The sequence below is a fragment of the Pseudoalteromonas sp. SR44-5 genome (assembly GCF_014163675.1).
GTDB lineage: Bacteria > Pseudomonadota > Gammaproteobacteria > Enterobacterales > Alteromonadaceae > Pseudoalteromonas > Pseudoalteromonas rhizosphaerae.
In genome coordinates this window covers 11,689-38,242 of sequence record NZ_JACJDT010000025.1, presented here as the reverse complement: position 1 = coordinate 38,242, position 26,554 = coordinate 11,689, and the positions used below count along the sequence as shown (strand labels likewise).

Genomic DNA, 26,554 nt, shown 5'->3' with positions numbered 1-26,554 from the left:
TCATACCTTAAATGCATCAAGCGCTCGTAAGCGAGCCGTTTTATGATCAACGATTGCTGGCCAATAAACTGCTTTTGCTTTGCCGCTTTTCGCTAAATATTCATGTGGAAAATGAATTTGCTTATTCGGCACATTTTCCAACTCCGGTATATATTTACGAATAAAATCACCATCAGGATCAAATCGCTCACTTTGAGTAATCGGGTTGAATATTCTAAAGTATGGCTGGGCATCGCACCCGGTACTTGCAGCCCATTGCCAACCGCCGTTGTTAGACGCTAAATCGCCATCGATCAAATGCTGCATAAAGAAACGTTCACCTTTACGCCAATCAATTAACAAGTGTTTGGTAAGAAAACTGGCAACTACCATTCGTAAGCGATTATGCATCCAGCCAGTTTGAATAAGCTGTCTCATAGCGGCATCAACAAGCGGGTAGCCTGTTTTACCTTCACACCAAGCAGTGAAATCAGCCTCATCAGGTCGCCACTTTACTGGGTCATATTTCTCATTAAAATTGTTATATTTATTAAGTTTTGGATAAGCCACAATTAAATGACGATAAAACTCACGCCACACTAACTCGTTGACCCAAGTAAATAAATTGCTTTTAGAGCTACTTAAAACATCGACATATTGTTGCTGTACAAGAGCAATTAATTGCTCAACGCTGACAATGCCTAAAGCTAAATACGGACTTAAGCCTGATGTGCCTTTAATACTTGGAATATCTCGCTGATCTTTATAACTGAGTAATTTATCGCTGATAAAGCGGGCACAGATTTGACTTAATGACGCATCATCAACTGGCCACTTATGTGAGGAATCATCACCGGTAAGTAACGCTGAACCTTGCCAAGGTATTGGGCTAAACATTGTCGGGGGGGCTTGAAAATAAAAATGAGTATCTTGATATTGCTTTAGCCAGGCATTTTTAAAAGGGGTGAACACCTTAAACATCTCACCACTTTGATTCAGTACCGTTCCAGGCGGTGCAACCACGTCACCATCAAACAAGGTGACTGATACTTTAAGTTCATCAGTATGATGTAAAAATGCGTTATCGCGCTCAACTTCATTAATTTCATATTCTTTATTGGCAAATAACTGCGTTACTGAATGTCGCTGGCAGAATTCGCTTAACTGCTGCACACATCCTGCGTAATTACCCGCTTCAATGATATGCAAGGTGATGCCATTATCAGCTAGTAACTGACCTAAGAAGTTTAACCTTCGTTTTAGCAAATCAATTTGTATTGAAGCAACACCATGGCGTTGCCATTGTTGCTCAGTGATAAAAAATATAGCGTCTTTACAACCATTGTCGATTGCTTGATAAAGGGCATGATTATTAAAAAGGCGCAAATCGCGCCTAAACCAAAATACAGTGTTCATTAAATTCCGTAGCGTAATTTAAGTTCGTGAGGATAAGGGTTGAAGTAAACTTGCTTTGCTAAGTATTCGTTTGGATGTACTTTCAAATGATGTTTTAAGAGTGTCAGCGGTACATACAGCGGCACTAAACCTGAGCGATACTCATCAATTGCATCTCGTAACTCTTCTTTTTCAATTTTGGATAAATGTTTTTTAAAGTAGCCTTGTAAGTGCATTAAAGTATTGCTGTTATTTTTGCGTGAGGCAGGTCTTTTCAGCGCTGCCATTAAACCTGCAATATAATCGTCAGCAAGCTGCTCAAAATCATCGCCAACATAGGTGCCCAGTAAATTACCAAGATCTTTATATGCCTGATAATTGTGAGCCATTAACAAATACTTATATTGCGCATGAAACTGCGTTAACCTATGCAGGGTTGCTGGTTGTTGACGCAATAATTGCCAGTTTTTATAAGTAAACACTCGCATTACAAAGTTTTCACGCAAGTGCATATCATTTAAACGACCATTTTCTTCACACGGTAACAATGGGTTGTGAGCCATAATTTGCGCAGCAAAAAAGCCCACGCCTTCAGATGTATTACCGGTGCCTGCTTCATTGTATATTTTGATCCGTTCCATGCCGCAGCTTGGACTTTTAGCACAAAAAACAAAGCCGCTTAATTGTGCAGCCTGCTCTGTGGCAACTTTTTTACCATATTCTGTCAATTGTGGGCCAACATCACCACTGCCGTCAGGACGGCACACTTTAATAGTTGTGCCTACTTTAACTTGTCTAATTGTCGGTCTTGGGATCGGTAAACCTACCGCCACTTCGGGACAAAAGCGTTTATATTCAACGTGTTTTGCGAATTCATCCATGCAAAAATTTGATTTTTTATGGCCACTATCAAACCGAACTTTCTCACCTGCAAGGCATGCACTGATGCCTATTTGAATAGTCGATTGCTGCATATACACTCCTAGTAAATCAAATTGCCAATTGGATTGAGTAACTTACTCAGTCCTTTATTAAAGTGTAGAGCACTACTGACTACTGTGTAACATAAACAGCCTTTTTCTGTGATCGGAGTGTGTTGATGACGACCATCGAGCCACATAAAGTCGCCAGGCACATAATGATCGTCTTCATCACTAAACTCACCATCGAGTAATAAAGTCAGTTCAAAACCAGTGTGGGTATGTTCAGGGATTTCCCCACCAGCATCTATGTGTAGCAAACTCGAACGTAGCGCACCATCATCGAGAGCGATACGAGAACGTGATAACTTACCCATTTGCATAAACTTACCATGTGAAATACGGGCAAGAGCACGGGGCAATTGATAATTTTGCTGATTGACAAGGATAGTTTGTGGCGTCACTTTATATACATCATCAACACTATCGTCAGCGGTAATTGCATCAAGTAATGATAGTTCATCAATAGCTAAATCTGTAGTTTGCAGTTGTTCATTATGATGCGCAAACACATCTACAGCATTTTTCGCTTCAATGCGTTGCACTTTATCTTTACAGCAACTACACATGTCAAGATGAATAGCGACAGCAACACTGATACTCGCCGGTAATGACGCATTACAATACTGCGCTAATAGCGCATCACTTGGGTGATGTTTAATCATTGCGGTCTCCCATTTCATTGCGTAATTTTTGTAACGCTAAACGTAAACGTGACTTCACAGTACCAATTGGAATATTCAATTGATCTGCAAGTTGCTCTTGTGACATATCTTGAAAATAAACGCCTTTAACAACATCGCGTTGAGCTTGAGGTAATTTATCGAGGTAATTTTTGATTTGCTGGTTTTCAAGATGATCACTAAATTCATGGTCGGCATTATCATGTTGCTCAACTAGCGGCCAAATATCTTCGCTAATATTGTCTTCTTTGTTACTTTTCATTTTTCTGAGCATATCAAATGATGCGTTACGCATTACGGTATATACCCACGTTGTAGCTGCACCTTTATCATTATTATAAAGATGTGCTTTTCGCCACACTGAGGTAAGGGTGTCTTGCACTAATTCCATCGCTTGCGCTTCTGAATTAAATTGCTTAATACCGAAGCGTTTTATTTTCGGTGAAAAGTACGCAAATAAATAAGCAAAAGCCTGTTTATCACGATTAGCTGCAACCGCAGATAATGCATCTGCAAGTTCTTTGCTTGGCGTTTGTGGCATGGCAATGTAATTACCTGTGTTAGGTTCACAACGTGTTGAAAGTTGTTGACTTACCATCATAATATTCCTATTAGTGTTCTTGCATATGCAATACGCAAAGCAACTAAAATAAGATCATATTAATTAGGAAAATTCGTTATTAATCACAGTATGAAGGAAAGAGTGGATATTCGCAAAGTCCGATTTAAAGGCAAGCTGTTGTTTTTTATCAATTGAAATAGGTAATAATTCAAGCCATCTTGCAAGCACCCAGTTCAGATCATCAAAGTGTGTCTGGCGGTATAAATCGGTTAACTCTAGATTAGCAGCAAACAACTGCTCTAGTGCCGATACTAAATATGAATCATCGCGCTCTAAGTTGTGAGGTTGTTCAAACCAAAGAGATGTTTTAGGTGCAGATAGCTGACCGAAACGCAGTTGCTGTTTATCTTGAGTTATATCAGTTAACTCAACCACAGATTTGGCCACCACATCAATTAATAGTTGTCCTTGTTGATCTTGTGAAAAGTCAATAATATCAACTAAGCATCCATACTTAGGAACGTTGAGATAACTATCAACATCGTACTGGCAAAGTACGAAACCATGATCATTTTTAAGTGATTCTTTAACCATATCAAGATAGCGAGGTTCGAAGATACGTAACCGCGTATACCCGCTTGGTAGAATAAATACCGGTAATGGAAAGATTGCACGTTTCATAAGGCTTACTACATCAGTTTAACTATGCATTACGTTACGTGCACCGCAGCAAATAAGATCAACGTTACTGATTATTACTTATCGCTATCCCCTTAGCCTATGTTTAACCACTGCCCTACGTTGCGTAATAATTCAACTGAGGCATACACACTTAATAAGCTCACTACAGGTGCTAACATTAAAGCTAATAATCCTAATTCGCTGCTCATTGCCTTAATCCTCAACTTTTACTGCATTGCTAGTTGCAACGAGTTGTGATGTATTTTCCGCAACTTTAGCTGATTGCTCACTATGCTGTGAAAGCAGTTCAGTTAACATTTTTTGCGAATCACTAAACAATGACTGTTTTAATTTGCTTTGTAATTCATCACTCGTACTTTCAATATAATGTGCAATGCTGTTTGATAGCGTTTGAGTGATATCTAATTGACCGTCATTTGCACTTGCTTGTGTAGAACCAACAACCAAAAGTGCTGCAACAGATAGTTTAATAATGCTTTTCATGATGGTATTCCCTATTGTGTTATTAAGTTAGTCGCTATTACTTAATCAAAGGTTGTGCCAACCACGAAATAAATTTTAACCAATTGTTTTTTATGCACTTTAAATCACATAAGTGCATAACCTTTTGATGATGTGAATTTTAAAACCATTCAAAGTGGTTAAAAATACTAAAATATAGTCAATAAATAAGCATTGAAAGTTTCAGCGTACACTTGTACACTCAAACCCATATTAATGTTTTACGATGAGTATGTGATGTCGGTTGAACCCGCTTATTCTAAAAAAGAAGAGCAACTTAATAGCTTGTCTCACGGCGCAGGCGTTGTATTTTCACTGTTTGTATTGTGGGAGCTTACCGGCAAGATACACACGATTGAAGCAACGGTCAGTGCAATTATTTATGGCGGTAGTTTATTGTTGCTGTTTTTATCATCTACGCTTTATCACAGCAGTAGCAGCATAGGTGCGCGGGCTTTTTATAAAAAATGTGACCACTGTGCTATTTATATTTTGATTGCAGGCACTTACACCCCTTTTTTAGTACTCTCATTAACCGGAATTTGGTCGATTTTAACGCTGGTATTTATATGGTCTTTAGCACTTAGCGGAGTGTGCTATAAATTAATGGTGAAAAAACAAAACAAAAAGGTGTCTTTATCAACATATTTATTAATGGGTTGGTTTGCAGTTGCAATTGTCTACCCGCTTTATTTAAATGTGCCAGTAAATGCACTATGGTGGTTACTCAGTGGAGGGATTTTGTATAGTCTCGGCACACTCTTTTATAGTGCTAAAAGTCGTCAATATAGCCACGCACTTTGGCATGTATTTGTGATTGCAGGCTGTGTTTGTCACTATATTGCAATCAGCCGCTATATTATTACGGTCGGTTAAATTTTTTAATTAGTCCCACTGAAATTGACGCATATTAACACGACCATTTTTAAAAATTACGCCTTCACTTTGCAGTAATTGATATTGCTTTTGGTACTGCGCTGTCCCTTCAGGAAAAGAAATTTTACCTTGGCTGTTGATCACTCTATGCCAAGGTATGCTTGAATCTTTTGGCATTAACTTTAATAGCCGCCCTACTAGCCGAGCATTATTTAGCAATCCTGCCATTGCCGCTACTTGTCCATAACTAGCTACTTTTCCTGGCGGTATATTCGCCATCACAGTATAAATTTTGTCTTCTTTACTGGCTTGCATTTACGACCCTAAAAACGTTTTACTTAACTGCTTAAAATCTTGCCACACGGCTCTTGCCACGGGTCCATGATGAGTGGCATTTTGTCGGAATACTCTGATCTGTGCGCTAAACGTATTTTCTCTGTCTAGTATTTTAATTTGTTGTAATACACCACTTTCAAGTTCATTTTGACAATGCGCTAAACTCATCATTGCCCAGCCAGCTCCCGATAATAAAAACGATTTTAAAGTTGATATATCATCAATTTTCATCATGGTAGAGCCTTTTGAATACGATAAACGATCAGAGTCAAAACTCATATCACTTTCAAACATCGCTAAACAAGGAAAGTTCTGTAATTGTTGATAAGTTACTTTATCTGGCACTAATCCTGTCACACTAACAATACCAATATCGAGCTTGCCAATCGGTAAACTTTCTAAATCGCCTGTAGCATGAAACAAATCAAACCACGGACCAATCCCTAAGTCTGCTTGTCCTTTATTAACTTGCTCAAGAGAAACAAAGCGTTTTCCGCTGGTTACACTAAACTCGGTGCTGGTATGTTTAACAAAAGCATTGCAAATAATATCGTTATACAGTGCTTGGTGACATAACTGCTCATAACAAATTTTGTAATTTGCTTCATTACCAAGTGCAAGTTCACTGGCCAGTTGTGCTAAATGTGCCTGAGCATCTAATAATAATGCTGCTTCGCGATGATAAATACGACCCTTTTCAGTTAATTGCAATCGATAATGGCTACGATCTAATAATTCAAAACCAAGCTCAGCTTCAAGTTTCTTAATAGCTAACGTTAAAGCTGGTTGCGATTTATACAGTGCTGAAGCAGCTTGCGACAAGCTTTGAGTGCGAACAATGGCATCAAGCATTTTTAACTGCACTAAGTTCATAATGGTCCAACTTAAGATTATAAATTTTATTTATGATCTTTTTAAAATTTAATAATTTTTATTTTATATGTTCGCGGCGTATGCTGCACCTAATTTATGTTTTCATAGCCACGGAGAAGACCATGAAACTGTCGCCAGTTTTAATTATATCAACATTAATACTGAGTTTAGTCGCCTGTAAAGAGTCAAATACCGACACTCACGTCGAACAAGCTATTCGTCCAGTAAAACTATTTGAAATTGATACTAACTCAGATCAGACAATACGCAGTTTTCCGGCAGAAGTAGTGGCAAATCAAGGCTCTTATTTGGCGTTTAGAGTTAACGGTGAGTTATTAGAGTTCCCGGCATTGGCGGGTCAACATGTTGAAAAAGATCAACTCCTTGCCAAGTTAGACCCTGAAGATTTTCAACTGCAATATGATGAGCGAAAAGCACGTTTTGAATTGGCGCACTCGCAACTTGAACGCGTACAAAAACTATTTAATAAATCAATTACCAGTCAATCCGAACTTGATCAGGCACTTGCCAATAAACAGGTAGCTGAGTCGGCATTAAAAATTGCAAAAACCAACTTAGATAATAGCGAATTACGTGCCCCTTTTAGCGGCACCGTTTCCAAAGTGTTTGTTAAAAACTTTGAGAATATCCAAGCAAAACAAAACATTCTTCGCTTAGAAACCCGTGATTTAATGGATGTGATCATTCAAGTACCCGAAAAACTAATCGCCCGTATTGATAAAGACATTGACTATCAGCCAAGCGTGGTTTTTGACGGTTTTCCAAATAAATCATATACCTTAATGATTAAAGAATTCGACACCCAAGCAGATCCAGCCACATTAACTTACAAGGTGGTATTTTCATTACCTGTGCCTAAGGATTTTAACCTGTTGGCAGGCATGACCGGCAGTGTAGATATTGATCTAAGTAAAGTTACTCACTCGCAATCACACTATATTTTACTCCCTGTTGAAGCGGTGTTCTCTGAACCAACACAGCCTACTAATAACAGCTATGTCTGGCTATACGATCCACAGACTGGCAAGGTGAAAAAGCAAGCTGTTGAAGTTGGCCAATTACATCGACGTGGTATTGAAGTGCTTGCTGGTTTAGAGCAAGGTCAAACTGTGGTCGCGGCTGGTGTTCACTACCTTAAAGAAGGCATGCAAGTACGTCCGTGGCAAAAAGAGCGAGGCTTATAAAATGAGCATTGCTGAACTTGCCATAAAACAAAAGGTCGTCAGTTGGATGTGCGCGCTATTACTATTAATCGGTGGCGTAGTATCTTATTTAGGACTTGGTCAGCTTGAGGACCCTGAATTTACAATAAAAAAAGCCATGGTGATCACCTTATATCCTGGCGCTTCACCACAACAGGTAGAAGATGAAGTTACTTTTCCGATTGAAAATGCAATTCAACAATTGCCGTATGTGGATTACGTAACCAGCATTTCATCTCCAGGGAAATCACAAATTACCGTTGAAATGAAAAGCAACTATCGCAAACAAGACTTACGACAAATTTGGGATGAGCTACGGCGCAAGATTAACGATAACGCTTCATCACTGCCAAGTGGTGTATACCCAAGTACCATTTTAGATGATTTTGGCGACGTATACGGCGTAATGTATGCCGTCACTGGCGATGGTTACTCTTATGACGAACTAAAAAACTATGTTGATTACTTAAAGCGCGAACTGGTACTCGTTGACGGCGTAGGTAAAGTGACCGTCAGTGGTGAACAACAAGCACAGGTGATGGTTGAAATATCGACGCGTAAGCTGGCGCAGCTTGGTATTGCACCAACTAGAATATATCAATTATTGCAATCACAAAATACCGTATCGAATGCAGGTAAAATACGCGTAGGCGATGAATCAATTAGACTGCACCCAACAGGCGAATTCAAAGACGTAAAAGAGCTCGAAAATCTACTGATCTCAAAACCAGGTGAAAATGAACTGATTTACCTCGGTGACGTTGCAACGGTGTTTCGTGAATACGCCGAAGTACCTAATAATGTAATCCGTTTTAACCAGCAGCAAGCCTTGCTCGTTGGCGTATCGTTTAGCAGTGGTGTAAACGTTGTGGATATAGGCGATAACATTAAAGCGCATTTAGCATCGCTTGAATATCAGCGCCCCCATGGCATGGAAATAAATACCGTTTATAACCAACCTGTTGAAGTCGAAAAATCAGTCAATGGCTTTATCATCAGCTTACTCGAAGCTGTCGCTATCGTTATTGTTGTCCTGCTTGTCTTTATGGGCTTTAAAAGTGGCGTACTGATCGGGGCAATTTTATTGCTGACCGTATTAGGTACATTCATTTTCATGAAACTGTTTGCGATTGATTTACAACGTATCTCTTTAGGTGCACTGATCATTGCATTAGGAATGTTGGTTGATAACGCCATCGTAGTCACCGAAGGGATTTTAATAAACCTAAAGCGAGGGCAAACAAAGATAACAGCAGCGGCTAATATAGTGGAGCAAACAAAGTGGCCTTTACTTGGCGCAACCGTGATTGCGATTACTGCATTTGCGCCAATTGGCTTAAGCTCTGACGCTAGTGGGGAATTTGCCGGCAGCTTATTTTGGGTATTATTTATCTCATTATTACTAAGCTGGATCACTGCCATCACCTTAACTCCTTTCTTTGCTGACTTAATGTTCAAAGAAACAGAGCTCAAGCAGCAAAGCCATGATGAAGATCCATATCAAGGTGTGATCTTTAATCTATATAAAAGTTTATTAAGCACCTCGATGCGTTTTCGTAAAACCACTTTATTGTTGATGGTCGTTTTATTAGCTAGCTCTGTTTTTGGCTTTAAGTTTATTAAACAAGCGTTTTTTCCAGCTTCTAACACGCCAATGTTTTACGTAGATTATTGGCATACCCAAGGGGCTGATATTCATGCCACTTTAGATGGCGTCGCCAAACTCGAAGCATTCTTACAAAAAGATGAGCTGGTCGAAGAAGTAACATCAACGATAGGCCAAGGCGCACCACGGTTTATGTTGACCTACGCACCTGAAAAATCATACCCAGCTTATGGTCAATTAATTATCCGTGTAAAAGACCGCGAAGCAGTGGCGACGATGATTGCAAAAGTTCGCGACTATGAATACAACCATGTATTTGATGCCAAGCTTAAAATAAAACGTATGGAAATAGGCCCTTCTACTGATGCTAAAATAGAAGCGCGTTTTTCGGGGGCTGATCCAGTAGTGCTTCGCCAATTAGCTAAACAAGCAAAAGAAGTGCTAGCAAAAGATGCCGGTGCTTATAATATTCGTGATGATTGGCGTGAACGCTCAAAACTCATTCGCCCGCAACTTAACGAACAAAAAGCGCGGCGTCTGGGTATCGCTAAAACAGACTTGGACCAACTATTATTAACCAGTTTTTCCGGTAAAAAAGTCGGCATTTACAAAGATGGTACTCAACAGATCCCCATTATTGCCCGCTCACCGGCACAAGAGCGTCTTAATGTTGAAAGCCTCCGTGACCTACAAATATACAGCCCAGTATTAGGCGTATTCGTGCCAGTTACTCAAGTGGTGGATGAGTTTGTTGTACAGTGGGAAGACAGCCTAATAATGCGCCGCGATCGCAAACGTACTATTACAGTAATGGCCGATCATGACGTAATAGGCGATGAAACACCCGCTAAACTATTTTCAAGAGTCAGGCCAGGTATTGAAGCAATTAAACTCCCTAATGGCTATGAATTACAATGGGGCGGTGAGTTTGAATCATCAACAAAGGCAAAAAAAGCTATTTTTGGCTCGTTACCTTTGGGCTATTTAGCGATGTTTGCAGTCACTGTGTTGCTATTTAACTCAGTAAAAAAACCTCTGGTTATTTGGGCCACAGTACCTTTAGCAATCATCGGTGTCAGCGCCGGCTTGCTAGTGATGAACGCCGCATTTAGTTTTATGGCGCTACTTGGGTTATTAAGCTTAAGCGGTATGTTGATTAAAAATGGCATTGTGTTGGTAGATCAGATCAACCTTGAGCTCAGTGAAGGCAAAGAGCCTTATCAAGCAGTATTTGATTCCGGTGTAAGCCGTGTGCGCCCCGTTGCGATGGCAGCAATCACCACCATTTTAGGAATGATCCCATTATTATTTGATGTGTTCTTCCAATCAATGGCGGTGACGATTATGTTTGGTTTAGGCTTTGCAACCGTGCTGACATTAATCGTAGTGCCGGTGCTCTATACCGTGCTATTTAAAATTGAGGTGCCAAAAGCAAAATAACTGAGGTTTAAATAAAACCAGGAGCACAATTTATGTTGTTCCTGGTTTTACAATTTGATCTTATTTTTTAAGGCTTAATGTGCCTGTGCGAGTGGTGCTATTTCTTCTTGCAGGTTTGGCGTTAGTTTGGTCATTTTTAGAATCAAAACGGCCTTGTTTGACATGCTTAGCAAAATCACGCTTTTTATCGTTATCTTTGTAAGGCGTGCGTGCTTGTTTAGGCTTGCTGATATTCGCAGATTGTTTGTTCTCATCCACTGATAACTCCTCGGTTTTGCCCGAGTCGGCAATCGAGTTATTAATCTCAGCCATTTCTTGCTCAGTTAAATGGCGCCACTGGCCAACATTTAAGCCTTTTAACGTGACATTCATGATACGTACGCGTTTTAAGGTGACCACTTCATAGCCCAAGTACTCACACATACGACGAATTTGACGATTCAAACCTTGCGTTAATACAATAGTAAATTGTTGCGGTCCTGTTTGTGTAACTTTGCATTTTTTCGTGACTGTATCTAAAATTGGTAAACCACCTGCCATCTTATTCACAAACTGACGATTTAATGGCTTGTCGACTGTAACAACATACTCTTTTTCATGATTATTGCCTGCACGAAGGATTTTATTGACGATATCTCCTTCATTTGTCAGGAAAATCAACCCTTCTGATGGGCGATCTAAGCGACCAATTGGAAAAATACGATCTGGGTAGTTAACCGCTTTGACGATATTACTTTGAATTTTACGCTCAGTTGTACAGGTTATACCAACGGGTTTGTTGTAAGCGATGTACGCGCGTTTCGGCACTTTTTTCAGCGGCTTACCATCAATCAGTACCGTGTCAGACAATGCTACTTTGACACCCATTTCCGGTCGAATACCATTGACAGTAACACGACCATCTTCAATATATTTATCCGCTTCGCGTCGTGAACAAAAACCAGTGTCACTAATAAATTTATTTAATCGTTTTAAGTCTGTCATGGGCCAAATTCATATTAATTTTAAAGGCCGATATTGTATACCCAAACCACCTTAAGATGCGAGCTCAGTTGAATTTAAAAGCGATTTAGACAAGGCATAGATTGCAAACAATAGAAGCCACTTGTTAAAATTAATAACGCAGTATAAAGCGCCGTTAAACCAACAATTAGCCTTTTCACAGCAAACATCTAGTCTGTTTGTTTATACTTAAACGATTGCTCTGTTTTACGGTATATGGGTTTGCGATAATTTTAACCTGCAGTGACAGTGAAAAATTACCACACTATTTACAGTAGCTTCAACTCAAGCAGCATTTGCATACTTTCGCCAAATAAATTCCATTGGACCTTGCTTAAAATAACGCGAATAAATCACACTAAAACTAAGTTGAAAAATAACTAAACCACTCACTAATACGTAATATTCTAAATGATTAAAGCTTAGCACCCAGTGCGGATAAAAAACTTTAAACAACAATAACAAGCAAATAGTTTGCATTAGATATAAAGTTAATGCGAGCCTTCCTGCACGCTGCAATGCAATAAAGTGAAAGTCATGTTTTGTCATCAGCATTACCACAAAATGAATAATTAATAGGGCTGTGAATAATGCTGCAAACCAGCTTACGGGTTCTTTTAATGCACTAATAAATAAGCTAGATTGGTATTCAAAACTGATCCTAATCGCACTTAACAGTAGCGCAATTGACAAAACTCTGATTTTGCTTAATTTAGTTAAACCAGTCTCAAACAGTTTATTTTTATAGCCATAAATACCGAATAGCATTAATCCTGCAGCCATCCACAAAGTGATCAGCGGAAGTGCAATGAGCATCACGATAAACATCACACTATTATTGACAAAAATAGTTAATGCCGATCCTCGTGAAGCATTATAACTTGCTAAAAAATCGGCTGAATCTCGATAGATAGTCAGTGTGGGGTCAATTAAGGCTATCAAAAACGTTATCGCTGCGGCTAATGATAGAAATTGCCAACCGCGTTTTAATAACATCTCGTCACTCGCATCAAGGTATTGTATGACCAACCAACCTGCGCATGCATAGATAAACAAAATATCACCAGCCCACAACAAAAAGCCATGTAGTAAACCAAACACGGCCAATACTTTTAAGCGTTTTTGCAATTGCTCAAGCTGCTGGTAACGCTGCCACTGAATATATAAGCCAGCACCAAAGAGTAAGCAAAATAAGCTGCGAAAGCGGCCGTCAATAACACTAAGGCTCACCCATTGAATAACATGATCCGAAAAAGGCGGGGACTGTAATGGTACGTAACCAAATTCAAATAAACCAAAGGAATAGGCATTCATGTACATTAAGCCAAGCACAGCAACACCACGAATAACATCCATATTTTGATTACGCATTATTGGGCTCGACTTATTAGTTGTGCTTATGTATGTTTGACCAGTCTAGCGCATCTCGATAAAACTTCGGCAGTAAATCACTATTTATGTTAATAAATACAACTGCTTGCTCCATAGCCCACCAGCTACCTGATTCATACGCTTTTACTGTTGCAAGGATATAATACAGGGTGTTTTTTTCTTCCATTAGAGCGTCTTTGATTGGTTCTGGAAATGGTAAACGAAGGAGTAATTGCTCCATTGGGCGATCTAATATTGCATCCAACAACGAAAAAAGACCGGTTAAAAAGGCACTATTCGCTTGCGAAGGCGCTATCTTTTTCGCTATCAGCTCACAAAATCGCGCCCGAATGATACACATTTTGATCAATTCGTTAGGTTTCGTTTGTCCAACGTGAGCGGTAATGATCAAACTAACAAACTTCTTTATATGATCATGGCCTAAATAGACTAAAGCCTGTTTGAGTGACTCTATTTCTTTTTGGACAGGAAACACACCGCTGTTGATCAATCTTAATAACTTAAATGCTAACGCTGTATCTAATTGAAACAATCGCGCAATCGCATTGATATCAGGATGCTCTTTCATAACTTGTGCATAGATGGTCAATGCTAATGCATAGTTTATATCAATGTCTTTTTGTTGAATGACTACCGGCTTGGCAAAAAAATAACCCTGAAAATAATCAAAGCCCATCTTATGAGCTATTTTAAAATCATCAATAGTTTCGACTTTTTCAGCAAGCAACTTTAGCTTTTTGTATTTTTGCAGCCGTCGAATCATCGGTTCAATTTGCTGCAAAGGAGTTATTTGAATATCAAATTTGATTAATTTAACAAGTTTTAAAAACCTTTCCCACTTAGGCTCATATACAAAATCGTCAAGTGCTAACACAAAGTTTTTATGAAACAGCGCACGACATAGCTGGTAGTTTTCTTCTGTCGGCTCAATTGTTTCGAGCAACTCAAGTACCACATCTTGCGAAGGCAAAAATGCACATAAATCCATTTTTAAAGAATCAGGACCGATATTAATCAGTGCTTTTTTACCAGCAGTAATATGTCGAGTGCCAAAATTAAGCTGATTTTCCATGATCAGTTTTGCTGTTGCGACGCTTTCGTCAATATCTGGAAAACAATTATTGGTACTATTACGAAACAATAATTCATAGGCAACTACATGTTGTTGACGATTGAATATTGCTTGGCGCGCAACAAATACTTGCACTTTTTCACCCTTAAACTCGACTATTGATGGTTAGTTACGAAATAAAACACAATACTAAGTAACTAAATCATAATGTTATTGCAATCCATTATAGCTAGTAAGATGATAAATAGCAGTATTAATTATAAAGTTTACTGATATAGTCCTTTGCTACATAAGACCATGTAAAGCGAGCAGCCTTAGCATTGCTGACAATTTCATCCCATTGTTTGGGTTGTTCTTGTCTCAGAGTAAGAGTATTAGCAAAACACGTTACCAGCGCCTCGCTTTGTGTTTGTAATGTGTCACCACTAAAGCTAAAACCATTTTCCAAATGAGTAATAGTATCTTTTAAACCACCGACTTGATGTACTAAGCAAGGCTGCCCTGCTCGCATAGCAAGCATTTGGCTAATACCACATGGCTCAAAGGAACTAGGCATCAAGAATAAGTCCCCTAACTCATACAGTAATTCGCCAACGCTATTACCATAACCCTTTAAAAATAATAAGTTACTATTTCGTGCCATGGCGGCTGTCATAACATCTTCAAGGGCCGTGTCACCGGAACCTAAAATGATCATACGTCCTTGCTGTTCATTTAACTTTTCACACAATGCATCTAGCACTTGCTGGTTTTCGTAGGGTTGGCGCAGTAACAAAGCTTTTTGATCGGTTAGGCGTCCAACACTGGTGACTAAAGGCCCTTTAACTGGCTGCTCAATGAACTGCTGTAACCGTTGATGAGCTATATAGTAACTGCTTTGCAGGTTAACTTCTTTAACCATCCAAACAAACAATGCCTGCTCTATCTCAAAGTATAATTGTGATAGCGTACTGGTTGACTGTGCGTTGTGCTCAGTGTACTCACAGCCATTTAATATTCCGACGACTTTATTGTTCGCCATCGCATTATTCAAATCGCGCTCTAAGCCTTCACCACCAAAAAAACCATTATGCGGTTCACTGGCTTGCAATACTTCTTGTGCGTAGCTTGGAGATACTAAATGTATCTTATCAACTAAATTGATAGCGCTGCGCATCGGATTAAAGCAATGAGGATAACGCGGATCGCATAATATCTCGCCGTTATAACTTAACGCCGGAAACCATGCTTCTAAACTTGAATCATCTCCTTTGAATGGGCGGATCCCTTGCAGTGCAATATTGTGTACTGTAAATACGCTGCGCAAAGAAGAAAAAGATGCAAACCGATGATCAAACTTTAACAATACCGCCACACACGCGCTGTGCCAATCATGCAAATGCAACACATCAGGACGAGTGATCACACCTTGCAATAGCGCTTCACACACTGCAGCATTAAATAATGCAAACTTAGTGGCATCAGTGGCAAAAGGTCGGTCACCATCATCATTACAGTATACAGCGCCATGGTGCTGACTAAATAACGGATGTGATAGTACTAATTGCCTGACTTGCTGCTGATCAACATATACTTGCCACACTTGAACATCATAGATATATCCGGCAAAGGGCACATGGAGCGTGCCTAATTGCACACGCTCTAACGTGGTAAAACCATAATCTGGAATAACCACATCAACGGTTAAGCCAAGCTCCGCTAATGCTTTGGGACAATCTCGTAGTACATCTGCAACACCACCCACTTTGGCATTTGGTAAAGCGTCATTTTCGGCCGCAACCATTAATACATGCATCTTTTTCTTACTTCCTACAACTGTATGATATTTTAAGCTAATTGTTTACTCTCACGCTCTTGGCGCTCAAGTTTTTTGGAAAGTTCTGTGAGCATTTCACGGGTCACTAACACAATACCCTTTTTAGATACTCTGAAACCATTTTCTTCGTCTGCTTTACGATCAAAACCGATTTCAACACCGGCTGGCACTTCACATCCACGGTCGATAATAGCACGGCGAATACGGCAATTACGTTGAATAATCGCACCTGGTAATATCACCGACTCTTCAATGACGCAGTATGAGCGAATATGTACATTAGAGAATAACAGTGATTTACGAACCACCGAGCCTGAAATAATACAGCCGCCTGATACGGTTGAATCTACAGCCATGCCACGTCTGTCATCATTATCAAAAATAAACTTAGCCGGTGGCAGTTGTTCTTGGTAAGTCCAAATAGGCCAAGTTGGGTCGTATAAATCCAGCTGTGGCTCTGGCATCACCAGTTCCATGTTTGCTTCCCAGAATGAGTCAAGTGTACCCACATCACGCCAATAAGGTTGGCCGTCATGACCTGGCTCTCGAAATGGAAAAGCAAATACATTATGCTCTTCAATAATTGCCGGAATAATATCATGACCAAAATCACGGCCTGAACCTTCGTTTTCTGCGTCTTTTTTTAGTTGTTCAAATAAGAACTCAGTATTAAATACATAATTACCCATTGACGCTAAACAAGTGCCCGGACGACCAGGAATTGAACTTGGCATTTTCGGTTTCTCATCAAAACGACGTACTCGTTTCTCTTCATCTACCGTCATCACACCAAATGTTTCTGCGGCTTCTTCGCAAGGAACTTCAATACAGCACACCGTCATGTCTGCACCTGTTTCAACATGTTTTGCCAATAAGCCGCCGTAATCCATACGGTAAACATGATCGCCAGATAAAATCATTACATACTTAGGTAGCTCATGACGAATAATATCCATATTTTGGAACACCGCATCTGCAGTGCCGCAATACCATTCGTCACCATAACGCTGTGATGCCGGTAATATCTCTACCGATTCACCCAGTTCTTTTTTAAAGTGGCCCCATGCACGGTTGACATGGCGGATCAGCGAGTGCGATTTATACTGTGTGGCAATCCCAACACGACGAATACCTGAATTAATACAGTTTGATAGCGGGAAATCGATAATACGATGTTTGCCACCAAAATAAACTGCCGGTTTGGCCCGCCAGTTTGTTAATTCATGTAAGCGTGAACCTCTGCCCCCTGCTAAAATCAGTGCGTAGGTTTCTCGTGTCAGACTACTTATGTAGCGATTTGCATAACTTGGCATAATTTATCTCCGTATTAATCTTTGCTGTTGCTTACGGCTGTGTCGGCCGAACTAGATGTTGTTAATGCTTCCAAATGCCAAATATCATCACTGTATTGGCTGATCGTTCTATCACTTGAAAAAGTACCACTGGCCGCAGTATTTAAAATACTCATTTGCGTCCAATGCTGTTGATCTTGAAAAGCGTGTTCAACCGCCTTTTGTGCTTGTACAAAACTATCAAAATCGTGGGCAACCAACCAAGGATCATGTGGGCTTTTGATTGCACCAATAATGTCGTCAAATAAACCAGGTTCGAATAAATTAAAGTGCCCACTTTCAAGTAATTGCATAACACTTAGTAAGTCAGGCGTATTATGAATAATGTGTAATGGGTTGTAGCTTTGTTTTATTCCCTCAATTTGTTCCGCTTGTGCGCCGAATAAGAAGAAGTTATCAGCCCCTACTGCATCGCGAATTTCTATATTAGCACCATCTAAAGTGCCAATCGTCAACGCCCCATTCATCATAAACTTCATATTACCGGTACCAGATGCTTCTTTACCTGCGGTTGAAATTTGTTCAGACAAGTCTGTTGCGGGGCAAATCGTTTCCATTGCTGTAACATTATAATTTGGTAAAAATGCCACCCGTAAATAAGGCTGAGCAAGCGGATCTTTGTTGATCACATCTGCAACATTATTAATTAGCTTAATAATGCGCTTAGCCATGTAATACCCCGGTGCAGCTTTTCCTCCTAGTAATACACAGCGTGGCACTAAATTGGCGGTATCGCCACGACGGATCCGGTCATACAAGTTAATTATGTGTAATACATTCAGTAATTGGCGCTTATACTCATGAATTCGTTTAACTTGCACATCAAATAGCATGCTAGTGTCAAATTCAACACCACAACGCTCTTTGACTAAATCAACTAGCCGTTGTTTGTTTTCAAGTTTGACGCTTTGCCATTGTTTATGGAATTTAACATCATCATAATAGCGACGCAGCTGGCTAATTTGCGCAAAATCCCTCACCCAATCTTGACCAATTTTTTCACCAATCAACTGTGTTAGTTTGGGGTTACAATGAGCTATCCACCGCCTTGGCGTTACACCATTAGTTTTATTGTTGAATTTTTCAGGCCACAATTCATAAAAAGTTTTAAACAAACCTTCTTTAAGTAATTCTGTGTGCAATGCTGCTACGCCATTAACTGAAAAACTGCCAACAATGGCTAAATACGCCATTCTTACTTGTGGATCTGAGCCTTCTTCAATTAAAGACAACGCTTGTTGTTTTGCAACATCCCCCGGCCACGCCAACGCAACTTGAGCAAGAAAACGTGCATTTATTTCATAAATTATTTCAAGAATACGCGGTAATAAACGCGCAAATAATGATACAGACCATTTTTCGAGCGCTTCTGGAAGTAACGTATGATTAGTATACGCCATGGTTTTTGTGGTGATCTGCCATGCAGCATCCCAATCCAAGTCATAATCATCAATCAGCAATCGCATTAACTCTGCAACAGCAATACTTGGGTGGGTATCATTAAGTTGAAAAACATGAAAATCAGCAAAATCACTAAACTTTTCACCATGCTGTGATACCCATAGACCAACAATATCTTGTAAGCTCGCCGACGATAAAAAGTATTGCTGCCTTAAACGTAGCTCTTTACCATTTTCGCTGCTGTCATTAGGATAAAGTACCATGGTGATTTGTTCGGCAAGGTTTTTATGCGCGACGGCTTCTGAGTAACTACCGGCGTTAAACTCACCTAAATCAAACTCATCAGTGGCTTCTGATTTCCAGAGTCTGAGGGTGTTAACTATGTCATTTTTATAACCTGGGATCGGCACATCATAAGGGACAGCTAATACATCTTCAGTGTCTAACCATTGTCGATGAATGCGTCCGTTCTTATCAGTATAACTTTCAACATGGCCAAAAAACTTAACCCGCTTGGCTTGCTCTGGTGCGCTCAGCTCCCATGGATGCCCTTCACGTAACCAATTATCAGGCTGCTCTATTTGATGGCCATTTTCAATTGACTGGTTAAACATGCCGTATTCATAACGAATACCATAACCGGTTACAGGTAATGCTAAACTCGCACAACTATCTAGAAAACACGCAGCTAAGCGGCCTAAACCACCATTACCTAACCCAGCGTCATGCTCTGCTTGCGCAACATGTTCAATGTGAGCGCAATAATTATTAAGTGCAAGTTTGACTTGCTCTTCTAAATCTAAATTTAAAATGGCATTACCTAGTGCTCGGCCCATTAAAAACTCAAGTGATATATAAGCCGTTTTTCGACGCTTTTCACTGTGCATTTGCTGTTTTGTTGCTCGACAACGAGCGACTAATCGATCACGAATTGTCAACGCTAGTGCGTTATACAAATACAGTTGAGACTTTCCGACCTTATCGCGCCCAAGGGTATAATAGAAATGGCGTGATAAATCATCTTCAAGGGTACTTTCATCTATTAAAGGGGCATCTTGCCAACCTTTAGCAACACATATTTGTTCACCATTATTCGCCATTACATTCGTCCTCTAAATTGGCTGTAAAAACCCAACTGCTTTGTGCAGCAACCTCAAACTTTTCTGTATTTTTAACCATTGCTTGATCAACACTTGAAATCGCTAAACGCCATACCGATAAATCGTGATTCGCGGGTAATTGACATTTAACAGCCACATTACTGGCATTCAAAATAATGAGTAATGCCGTATTTAGTTGTGTATCTTTTAAGCTGTACATCAAAAACTGTTTTGAACCATCATGCCAGTCACTTTCTTGCATGGCTTGGCTTTGCTCAGTATACCAATCAACACTAAATCGCTTATCGCTATCGTGTAAAAATACACTGTGTTTAAACACACAGTGTTGCTTTCGTAAGGTCAATACATCGTCAATAAAACGAATGAGGCTGTGGCTACGCTGCGAGTCTTTCCATGCCAGCCAACTAGTGCGGTTATTTTGACAATAAGCATTGTTATTCCCTCCTTGCGAGTGGCCCATTTCACTGCCTGATGACAGCATAGGCACCCCTTTGGAAAGTAGTAAGGTAAGTAAAAAGTTTTTTTTTTGTTGTAACCGCATGGAGGTAACTTTTAAATCATCAGTAAAGCCTTCAACACCGCAATTAAACGAATAATTAGCACTGTGCCCATCGCGGTTTTGTTCACCATTTGCTTCGTTATGCTTTTGTTCGTAACTCACTAAATCGGTTAAAGTAAAGCCATCATGACTGGTTATAAAATTAATACTATTTAATGGCCCACGGTGATTATGATCAAACAAATCAAAAGAGCCATGTAAACGTTTTGCAAGATCAGCCAGCATATTGTGCTGCCCTTGCCAAAAGCGCCTAACAACATCACGGTATTTATCATTCCACTCACGCCAAGGCGCAGGAAATGCTCCCAATTGATAACCACCAGGGCCTATGTCCCAAGGCTCAGCAATTAATTTCACTTGGCTTAACACTGGATCTTGATTGATTGCTTGTAAAAAACTATGGGTTTGGCTAAAGCCATGCGGCGTCCGTCCAAGAATAGTTGCTAAATCAAACCTAAAACCATCAACACCCATTATTTCTACCCAATAACGTAAGCTATCGAGTACCATTTTCAAGCTAAATGGGTCGTCTATATTTAAGGTATTACCACACCCAGTGTCATTGATATAAACTTCAGGGTTATCGTTAACACTACGGTAATAACCAGGGTTATTTAGGCCGCGCCAAGATAACAAAGGACCGTCGCTACCAGCCTCTGCGGTGTGGTTGTAAACCACATCTAAAATCACTTCAATACCCGCTTGATGAAGTTTAGTAACCATTTGTTGAAATTCACCAATTTCATCAGTTACTAAGTAATCTTTATTTGGTGTAAAAAAATTTAATGTATTGTAACCCCAGTAGTTTTGCAGGCCTTTGGCGGTTAAAAACTGTTCGCTAATAAAGCTATGTACCGGTAACAATTCTAAAGTGGTTACGCCAAGTGTACGTAAATGCTCTATAAAACTGGGATGGCTCAAGCCCAAATAGGTACCTTGTAGCTGACTTGGAATAGAGGGATGTCGTGCTGTGGCGCCTTTAACGTGACATTCATAAATAACCGTTTCTCCCCAACTATGGCCCGGTTTTTTACCTTGATAAGGCTGCAGCTGTGTGACTTTAGATTTAGGGATATCAATGGCGTTGTTTACCGTACTCAAAGTACCTTTAGGCATTTGCCCATAGTGGCGTTCACTCCAGGTAAACTCACCAAATAAATCTTTTGCATAGGGGTCAATTAACAATTTTTGGCTATTAAAAAACAATCCTTTTTTAGGTTGATATTCACCTTCTGCGCGATAACCATATAAAGTGCCCATAGCCAGTGGGGTTATATGTAAACTCCATATCCCCCCTTCATTATTATTCATTGCTAACTTTAAAACTTCGGTATGACCACTGGCATCAAATAAACACACATACAACTGTTTAGCCAATGGCGCATAAACAGCAAAATTTACACCGTTTGTTAATACACTGGCTCCCAGCGGAAAAGTTTGCCCTTTATTTAATTCAATCGATAAACTCATCAGCCACCCTTCTTAAATAAACCGTCGCAAGCGCTGGCAGTGAGAGTTTAATGCTATGTTGATGCCCGTGGCATGGAGTTGCTGTACTGGTAGTTTTAGCTGATTGCCCACACACTTGTACTCCAGAGCCAAATAGCTGTTCGTCATCGGTATTTAAAATGACTTCAAATTCACCTGAGCTTGGTACACCAATACAATAATCATGATAAACCGTTGGTGTGAGGTTACTTACCACAACCACGTAATTACTGGCTTTCTTAGCAAAGCGAATAAAACTAAAAATACTTTGTTGAGCATTTTGATTATCGATCCAGCTAAAACCTGACGGATCAGTATCTAGCTGATGTAAAGCTGGAACATCGCGATATACTTTATTGAGCTGCGCGATAGTTCGTTGTACACCTTGATGCGATAGATGCTCAAGTAAATGCCAATCAATTGATTGATCATGATTCCACTCGCTACGCTGGGCAATCTCACCGCCCATGAACAGTAATTTTTTGCCTGGATGCGCCCACATAAATGCATAATACGCGCGTAAATTTGCAAATTTTTGCCAATCATCACCAGGCATTTTTTCAATTAATGAGCCTTTACCGTGCACCACTTCATCATGGCTTAAAGGTAAAATATAATTTTCACTATAGGCATACACCATCGAAAAAGTTAATTCGTGATGATGATGTTGGCGATATAAAGGATCGCGTTGCATATAGTGAAGGCTGTCGTTCATCCAGCCCATATTCCACTTGTAACCAAACCCTAAGCCATCATGATTCACCTGACGGGTAACACCAGGCCATGCCGTTGACTCTTCAGCTACCATCATAATGCCGGGGTTATTAGCATAACAACGTAAGTTAACTTGTTTTAAACACTCAATAGCACCAAGATTCTCACGTCCGCCAAACTTATTCGGGATCCACTGTCCATCTTCACGACTGTAATCAAGGTATAGCATTGAGGCAACAGCATCGACACGTAATCCATCAATGGCAAATTCTTCTAACCAATACATTGCATTAGCAACTAAAAAGCTGCGGACCTCTGGGCGATCATAGTTGTAGATATAGGTATTCCAATCTGGATGGAAACCTTGACGCACATCGGCATGTTCAAATAAATGTGTGCCATCAAAACGATGCAAGCCATGCGGATCACTTGGGAAGTGGCCTGGAACCCAATCAATGAGTAAACCAATGTTAGCTTGGTGGCATTGCTCTACAAAATAACGAAAATCATCCAAACCGCCAAACCGACTCGTTGGTGCAAATAAGCCAACTGGCTGATACCCCCAAGAACCATCAAATGGAAATTCACTGATCGGCATAAGTTGGATATGCGTAAAGCCTTGCTCAGTGACATAATTAATTAACCGCTGTGCTAATTCTTGATAAGTTAAATAACGATCTCCCTCTTCTCGCTGCCAAGAACCTAAATGCACTTCATAAATAGAGATAGGTGCATCAATCGCGTTGCGTTTAACACGCTGACGTTGCATTTTATCAGTTAGTTTAATTGCTGTGGGCCGAGTTTGAAGTACTGAAGCAGTGCCTGGTGCTTGCTGCATTTTAAATGCAAATGGATCAGCCTTTTCGAGCACTTCGCCACTGAGAGTTGTTATAGAGAACTTATAACACTGACCTTCACTGAGCTCTGGAATAAATAAATCCCAGACTCCAGACGCAGGGTTAAAACGCATAAAGTGTTGGCTTTGCTGCCAGTGATTAAATTCGCCAATAACTGAAACACTGCTAGCATTAGGTGCCCAAACACTAAAACGCACACCTGCAACACCTTTAAAATCAATAAAGTGGGCACCAAGATGGCGATATGCATGCTCTAATGTGCCTTCATTAAATAAGTACATTGCACTATCATCTAGGCTGCTATCAAAACTATACACATCTTCACAAATAACCTGACAATCGCTGTAATCTACCACTAGCTGATAAGCTGAAATATCTTGATTACTAAGCTGTGCTATAAATAAATCTGAATCACCATAGCGTATGCTAACAATCATTTGCTGAGGCAGTTTAATCGTTAATTTTGTTGCCCCGGGCATATAACAGCGTATTTCACTGTGCGTGTCAGTAATTGCATGTACGCCTAAAAAACTAAACGGATCTTTAAAACAGCCGCGCTTTAAAGCATTAACTTGTTGATCATAGTGCTGTGACTTTGCGGTTTTACGAACAATACTGTTCATTTAATTAGTCCTTATGGAATTAATAGCACTGAGAAATGCACTGTGACGAGTTAATATTTGTTCACTTGAATGCGTTAATACCCGACGCCAATTAGGGTATTCTTGATCCGTTCCAGGAATGTTTACAGGTAATGTTTGCTCATCTAAATCATCGAGCTGAATAGTAAATAACCGCGCTGGTGCAGCGGCCAAGCCTAAGGTCAGCGCCTGATAAACATCACTTGCTGTACTGTCCACAAACAAGGAGTGCTCTGCACATCCTGACAGAAAACGCAGTAGTCGTTGTTTTTCAATTTCTCGGTCTGCATGCAGTTGAGTTAACTGTTGTTCATCAATTAATTGATATTTTAATTTCAAAGTAAGATCAAGCCCCTGCCACCAACCAAAGAAAGGCGGTACATCATGGTTTGCAACCATTAACAATGATTGTGGCGCAAATGACTGAGCCGCTAAAAATTCACCTTGATAATCTTTTTCAAAATAGAATAAGCTATTTGAAAATATTGCTTTATCTGCAAGTGCAGCTTTCACCTCTGGTGGAACAACCCCAAGATCTTCACCAATGACAATACATTGATTCAAATGGGATTCTATTGTCAGTACCGCTAATAAATGCTCAAATGGATAATACACATAGCAACCATCTTGTTGCTGTTGATGCTCAAAACACCACCATAAACGGCGGATAGCCATAACATGGTCAATACGTAAGCCACCAACGTTTTCCATATTGGCACGGATCAATTCTCGGTAGTAGCTAAAATTATTATCGCTGAGCTTAATCGGATTCAATGCTGGCAATCCCCAGTTCTGGCCATGCTCTGCCCATGGATCAGGCGGTGCACCTACATAAGCAGAATCGGTAAACAACGATTGTTGATTGAGAAACTCGCTGCCATCACCGGCGCAACCCACCGCTAAATCATTGATCAAACCAATACTCATTCCCTGCTCTCGGGCGGTAGTTTGGCATAATTTTAATTGCACATATGCTAGCCATTGCAAGTAGTAAGCAAAGTCGCTGTCAGTAACTTTTAAGGTCGCAAGTGTCGAACCATGCTGTTGACAAAAATCGCTGAAGTGTTGTTTGCGGTGCTCACTCCCATGCATACAAAAATGCTGGTATAGCAAGTTAAAGGCTGCGTATTTGAATTCACTCACTGCACTGTAATTAATATACTGCGACTGCAGAGTCCGCTTTTTAAAGTCACTCGCATAGCTGCTTTGTAAATACGCAGTGATATCGGGGTTATTAATGCTGTCATCGCATAAATCAATTGATATATAGAGTGGGTTTAATAACGCGCGATTATTTGGACTGTAGGGACTTGCTCGCTCTGGTTGCTCGGAAAATAATAAATGCAGTGGATTGAGTAAAATATAATCCAGTTTATGACTTGCTGCTTGCTCGGTCAGCGATAATAAATCGGCAAAATCGCCTATCCCTAGTGCTGCATTATTTTTTAAACTATAAAGTTGAATTGAAAGCCCGCTTTGCTTTTTATCTGTCACTTGGAAACTATACTTAGGTGTCACCCACAGTTGAGTTGTCGCCGTTAAACCTGCAACGCTAATATGCGCATCATGATAACCAATTGGCAATAATGGAAGCGGAAAAATAAGCTCTAAATAATTGACATCGTTAAATAAATAATCGCCACTGCATTGCAAATCAGCTAATTGGTGAGTAATGCTGGGCAAATCAAGCTGTGCAAATGATACGGTACATTGTTGCCCTAGCATACGCCTATCAATACGCACTTTAACGGCTGGTTGTTCAGCACATACCAAACTACACTCTGGTACTAGTTGCAGCCACTTATTGGCATCTAAGCTGATATTTAAATGCGCTATTTGAGCGTGATCTGTAACATCAACACCACAACAACTGAGTGCCGCACTGCGGGTTGCATCGCTAAAAACCACGTGTTCACCGGTATATTTGGTGTATTCATAGCCAATACCATGTAGATAAAAAAGCTGTGAAAGAGACTCCATTTA

The 26,554-nt window shown here is 40.0% G+C and carries 20 protein-coding genes; 3 read left to right on the top strand and 17 right to left on the bottom strand.

Annotation, left to right across the window (positions count from 1 at the left end; translation table 11 throughout):
• From phrB to H5154_RS13935, 6 genes are all read right to left on the bottom strand, one after another.
• Window positions 1-1,395, bottom strand: coding sequence for a deoxyribodipyrimidine photo-lyase (gene phrB / locus H5154_RS13960; protein ID WP_182718653.1), 1,395 nt, complete (start codon window positions 1,393-1,395; stop codon window positions 1-3).
• Window positions 1,395-2,348, bottom strand: a complete 954-nt coding sequence (locus H5154_RS13955) for a DUF523 and DUF1722 domain-containing protein (RefSeq protein WP_145235868.1) — start codon at window positions 2,346-2,348, stop codon at window positions 1,395-1,397. Before H5154_RS13955 ends, phrB begins: the two co-directional genes overlap by 1 nt.
• An 8-nt stretch (window positions 2,349-2,356) precedes the next feature.
• Entirely contained in the window at window positions 2,357-3,019 is a 663-nt protein-coding gene (locus H5154_RS13950) for a ChrR family anti-sigma-E factor (protein ID WP_182718652.1), read from the bottom strand.
• Window positions 3,012-3,635: a sigma-70 family RNA polymerase sigma factor gene (locus H5154_RS13945; protein WP_182718668.1), complete on the bottom strand. Its 624-nt coding sequence runs from the start codon at window positions 3,633-3,635 to the stop codon at window positions 3,012-3,014. The genes H5154_RS13950 and H5154_RS13945 overlap by 8 nt, the downstream gene beginning before the upstream one ends.
• 66 nt (window positions 3,636-3,701) lie before the next feature.
• Window positions 3,702-4,280 carry an LON peptidase substrate-binding domain-containing protein gene (locus H5154_RS13940; RefSeq protein WP_182718651.1) on the bottom strand — a complete coding sequence of 193 codons (579 nt, stop codon included), beginning with the start codon at window positions 4,278-4,280 and terminating at the stop codon, window positions 3,702-3,704.
• A gap of 213 nt (window positions 4,281-4,493) precedes the next feature.
• Window positions 4,494-4,784, bottom strand: a complete 291-nt coding sequence (locus tag H5154_RS13935) for a hypothetical protein (RefSeq protein WP_149980170.1) — start codon at window positions 4,782-4,784, stop codon at window positions 4,494-4,496.
• A 255-nt stretch (window positions 4,785-5,039) separates the two neighbouring features.
• On the opposite strand from H5154_RS13935, the gene trhA reads away from it, so the two are divergent.
• Window positions 5,040-5,678, top strand: a complete 639-nt coding sequence (trhA, locus tag H5154_RS13930) for a PAQR family membrane homeostasis protein TrhA (protein ID WP_182718650.1) — start codon at window positions 5,040-5,042, stop codon at window positions 5,676-5,678.
• A 9-nt stretch (window positions 5,679-5,687) separates the two neighbouring features.
• Here trhA and H5154_RS13925 read toward each other — a convergent pair whose 3' ends face one another.
• Together H5154_RS13925 and H5154_RS13920 are read right to left on the bottom strand one after the other, a co-directional pair.
• On the bottom strand, window positions 5,688-5,993 hold the full coding sequence (locus tag H5154_RS13925; RefSeq protein ID WP_145235885.1) for an MGMT family protein: 306 nt from the start codon (window positions 5,991-5,993) through the stop codon (window positions 5,688-5,690).
• Window positions 5,994-6,887: a LysR family transcriptional regulator gene (locus H5154_RS13920; RefSeq protein ID WP_149980168.1), complete on the bottom strand. Its 894-nt coding sequence runs from the start codon at window positions 6,885-6,887 to the stop codon at window positions 5,994-5,996.
• Between the two features lie 122 nt (window positions 6,888-7,009).
• Here H5154_RS13920 and H5154_RS13915 point away from each other — a divergent pair, with 122 nt between their 5' ends.
• The gene (locus H5154_RS13915) at window positions 7,010-8,092 is read left to right on the top strand and encodes an efflux RND transporter periplasmic adaptor subunit (protein ID WP_145235892.1); all 1,083 of its coding nucleotides are present in this window, start codon (window positions 7,010-7,012) and stop codon (window positions 8,090-8,092) included.
• 1 nt (window position 8,093) lies between these two features.
• Complete coding sequence (locus H5154_RS13910) at window positions 8,094-11,156, top strand: efflux RND transporter permease subunit (protein WP_182718649.1); 3,063 nt, start codon at window positions 8,094-8,096, stop codon at window positions 11,154-11,156.
• A gap of 60 nt (window positions 11,157-11,216) precedes the next feature.
• On the opposite strand, the gene rluF is transcribed toward H5154_RS13910, so the two are convergent.
• The 9 genes from rluF to malQ all read right to left on the bottom strand — a co-directional run bounded on the left by rluF (window position 11,217) and on the right by malQ (window position 26,551).
• Window positions 11,217-12,140 carry a 23S rRNA pseudouridine(2604) synthase RluF gene (rluF, locus tag H5154_RS13905; RefSeq protein WP_149980166.1) on the bottom strand — a complete coding sequence of 308 codons (924 nt, stop codon included), beginning with the start codon at window positions 12,138-12,140 and terminating at the stop codon, window positions 11,217-11,219.
• Between the two features lie 303 nt (window positions 12,141-12,443).
• Window positions 12,444-13,529, bottom strand: a complete 1,086-nt coding sequence (locus tag H5154_RS13900) for a DUF418 domain-containing protein (RefSeq protein ID WP_259398509.1) — start codon at window positions 13,527-13,529, stop codon at window positions 12,444-12,446.
• A gap of 16 nt (window positions 13,530-13,545) precedes the next feature.
• Window positions 13,546-14,757: an EAL and HDOD domain-containing protein gene (locus H5154_RS13895; RefSeq protein WP_182718648.1), complete on the bottom strand. Its 1,212-nt coding sequence runs from the start codon at window positions 14,755-14,757 to the stop codon at window positions 13,546-13,548.
• A 118-nt stretch (window positions 14,758-14,875) separates the two neighbouring features.
• Window positions 14,876-16,417 carry a glycogen synthase gene (locus tag H5154_RS13890; protein WP_182718647.1) on the bottom strand — a complete coding sequence of 514 codons (1,542 nt, stop codon included), beginning with the start codon at window positions 16,415-16,417 and terminating at the stop codon, window positions 14,876-14,878.
• 32 nt (window positions 16,418-16,449) lie between these two features.
• Complete coding sequence (glgC, locus tag H5154_RS13885) at window positions 16,450-17,751, bottom strand: glucose-1-phosphate adenylyltransferase (RefSeq protein WP_149980163.1); 1,302 nt, start codon at window positions 17,749-17,751, stop codon at window positions 16,450-16,452.
• Window positions 17,752-17,765: 14 nt separating this feature from the next.
• Window positions 17,766-20,291, bottom strand: a complete 2,526-nt coding sequence (locus H5154_RS13880) for a glycogen/starch/alpha-glucan phosphorylase (protein ID WP_182718646.1) — start codon at window positions 20,289-20,291, stop codon at window positions 17,766-17,768.
• The gene (gene glgX, locus H5154_RS13875) at window positions 20,281-22,341 is read right to left on the bottom strand and encodes a glycogen debranching protein GlgX (RefSeq protein WP_182718645.1); all 2,061 of its coding nucleotides are present in this window, start codon (window positions 22,339-22,341) and stop codon (window positions 20,281-20,283) included. Before glgX ends, H5154_RS13880 begins: the two co-directional genes overlap by 11 nt.
• Window positions 22,325-24,553, bottom strand: a complete 2,229-nt coding sequence (gene glgB / locus H5154_RS13870; RefSeq protein WP_182718644.1) for a 1,4-alpha-glucan branching protein GlgB — start codon at window positions 24,551-24,553, stop codon at window positions 22,325-22,327. Before glgB ends, glgX begins: the two co-directional genes overlap by 17 nt.
• Window positions 24,554-26,551, bottom strand: a complete 1,998-nt coding sequence (gene malQ / locus H5154_RS13865) for a 4-alpha-glucanotransferase (RefSeq protein ID WP_182718643.1) — start codon at window positions 26,549-26,551, stop codon at window positions 24,554-24,556.
• Between the last annotated feature and the right edge of the window lie 3 nt (window positions 26,552-26,554).